The organism is Streptomyces sp. NPDC001219 (genome assembly GCF_053597915.1).
The window spans coordinates 1-2,639 of sequence record NZ_JBSFJF010000152.1; the positions used below are offsets into that span (position 1 = coordinate 1).

1 protein-coding gene and 1 pseudogene are annotated in these 2,639 nt (G+C 66.0%); both read left to right on the forward strand.

Annotated features, from left to right (window positions below; translation table 11 throughout):
• The first annotated feature begins 129 nt into the window (after nt 1-129).
• A pseudogene (locus tag ACWC9R_RS36975) lies at nt 130-825 on the forward strand (IS5 family transposase).
• Between the two features lie 312 nt (nt 826-1,137).
• Nucleotides 1,138-2,424, forward strand: coding sequence for an MFS transporter (locus tag ACWC9R_RS36980; RefSeq protein WP_450738263.1), 1,287 nt, complete (start codon nt 1,138-1,140; stop codon nt 2,422-2,424).
• Nucleotides 2,425-2,639 lie beyond the last annotated feature (215 nt).

The following is a 2,639-nucleotide window of genomic DNA, read 5'->3' on the forward strand; positions in this document are numbered from 1 at the left end:
CCGTTGCGCATCGGTCACCGACAACGGCGGAATCTTCGGACCCGGACGACTCATACCCAACCAACGACGAATCTCTGACTCAGGTCACTAGGTCGTGTCTCTTCGATCAGGTAGTTCGTTGTTCTGGTCATGCTCAGCAGGGGGGATCTGACTGACGCCGAGTGGGCTGTGCTGGAGCCGCTGGTGCCGGTGAGCAACAACCGATGCGGCCGCTGGCGGGATCACCGTCGAGTGATCAACGGGATCATTCACCGGCTTGGCACCGGGGTGCAGTGGCGTGAACTGCCCGAAGGCTTCGGCCCATGGAAGACGGTCCACAAGCGGCCTGTGCTGTGGTCGGCTGACGGCACGTGGGAGATGCTCCTCCAGCACGTTCAGGTCACTGCCGACGCCGACAGTGACCTTGACTGGAACGTCAACGTCGACTCCACCTCCGTGCGAGCCCACCAGCACGCCGCCGGCGCTCCCAAGAAGCCGCCACCTACCCCACCCAGCTCTTCAAAAGGGGCACCACAAAGATCACTTCACGGGTGCGCGCACATTATCCTGCGGCTCCTGCTGGAGGAGGCGGTGCGCCGGGTGAGGCCCTCGGCCGCTCCCGTGGCGGGCTGACGACCAAGATCCATATTGCGGCGGAGGGCCGCTGCCGCCCGCTGCCCCTGCTCATCACACCGGGACAGCGGGCGGACTGCACCCAGTTCGAGGCGGTCATGGACAAGATCCGCGTAGCAGTTCAGAGCGGTCGCCACCCGATATGACGAGCGAGGGTACGTCTACCTCGGCACCGTCACCGCCGCTGCGCTCCTCATCTGGCTCCGTTCGTGACGGGAGTCCATGAGAGGGGAGCACCACTACCCATAACCGGGCGTGCTGTGCGCAGATTCCCGTTTCCGCTGTGACATTCCCCCAACACCAGGTGCCTTCTCATCATGGCTCTCACCTGGGCATACTCCACGCCTGCCGCTTCTCAATCCTGCCCGGTACAGGGGTTGTTGGGAAGGAGCGTCCGTGATCGCTCAGCCTCTCGGGGATCGGCTCGCCCCCTCGCGATCCTCGCCGCGGAGTCATTTGGCACACCGGCCTCACATGCCACCCCTGATCTCGGCACAGCACGATCGACAGACATTGGAGTACAGGGTGAATCAAGCCCCCACCACGTCATCCGACAGCACCCCTGGGGAACACGGCGACGCAGACCGGTCCTGGCTAATACGGCGAGGACTGCTACTGGAGTCCGGCCCCCAGCGGAGGCTGGCCCTCGCCGGCTTCGTCAACCAGCTCGGCACCGCGGCCTTCTTGGCGACCGTGCCGCTGTACGCCCTGCGGGTGATCCACCTGTCCATCGGGCAGGTCGGTCTCGGCCTCAGTGTCGCGGGGGTGGTCGGTCTGATCGCCGGGATCCCGGTAGGACATCTCGCCGACCGCCGCGGCCCGAAGGGCATCTTTCTGATCACGCTGCTGATCCAGGCCCTTTCCATGACGTCCTTGCTGTTCGCCCACTCGTTATGGTCGTTCGTCCTGGCTGTGGCCGTGACGGACCTCGCCGGCTCGTCCGGCGGTGCGGCTCGTGGCCCGATGATCCGCCGCTTCGGCGGTGACGAGGTGCCGAAGTTCCGCTCCTACCTGCGATCGGTGGCCATGCTCGCCGGCACGTTCGGCGCGCTGGCGGCCGGTGCGGTAGTGCAGATCGACAGCGACTTCGCCTACCGCGCCCTTATCTTCGCCAACGCGCTCACGTTCAGCGGCAGTGCCGCCGTCCTGGTCAAGCTGCCGAAGCTCAAACCCCTGCCATCCCCGCGCGAGGAAGGCCGGTGGACCGCGCTCAAGGACAAGCCGTACGTGGCCTTCGTCGTGCTCGACGGCATCATGTGGATTCAGAGCGAGGTGCTGTCGTACGCCCTGCCGCTGTGGGTAGTCCTGCACACGGACGCACCACGGTGGTTCGTCGGTCTGGCGATCGCCGTCAACACCGTGATGGTGGTGTTCCTGCAGATTCGGACCAGTCGCGGGGTCAAGGGCGGCACCGTCGCCGGCCGGGCCACCCGCCGAGCCGGGCTGGCGTTCCTGATCGGCATGGCGGTCATCGCCTCAGCCTCCGGAGTGCCCGGCTGGGCCGCCGTGACGATCATGATGGTCGGCGTCGCCATTCACACGGTGGGGTCACTGTGGCATGGGGCCGGATCGCTGGAGCTGCGGTTCCGGCTGGCTCCCGCACATGCCCAGGGTCAGTACTCCGGGGTGTTCGGTATGGGAATGGGCCTGTGCTACGTGGTGGCGCCGAGCCTGCTGGGCCTGCTCTGCGTGACCTGGGGGGCGCCCGGCTGGCTCGTGATGGGCGGTGTGTTCGTCGCAGCCGGTCTCGCCATGCCGTACGTGATCCAGTGGGCAGGCCGCAGCCGGGAGATAGCGGCGCCGGCCGACTGAGCTGCCGCCCAGGGGCTGGAATACTCCTCGATTCGATCGGCCACGCCGCGCACCGACGTCGACTACCGCAAATCGCGTTTGAGCAGGAGCAGGAATGACTCTCGATCGGGGAGACAGAGTCTAGTGACCTGAGTCAGAGATTCGGTGGCAGTAGGCCGCGACTTTGTCGAGGATCTCGTCGGCGGTCTTGGTCCAGATGAATGGTCTGGGGTGGT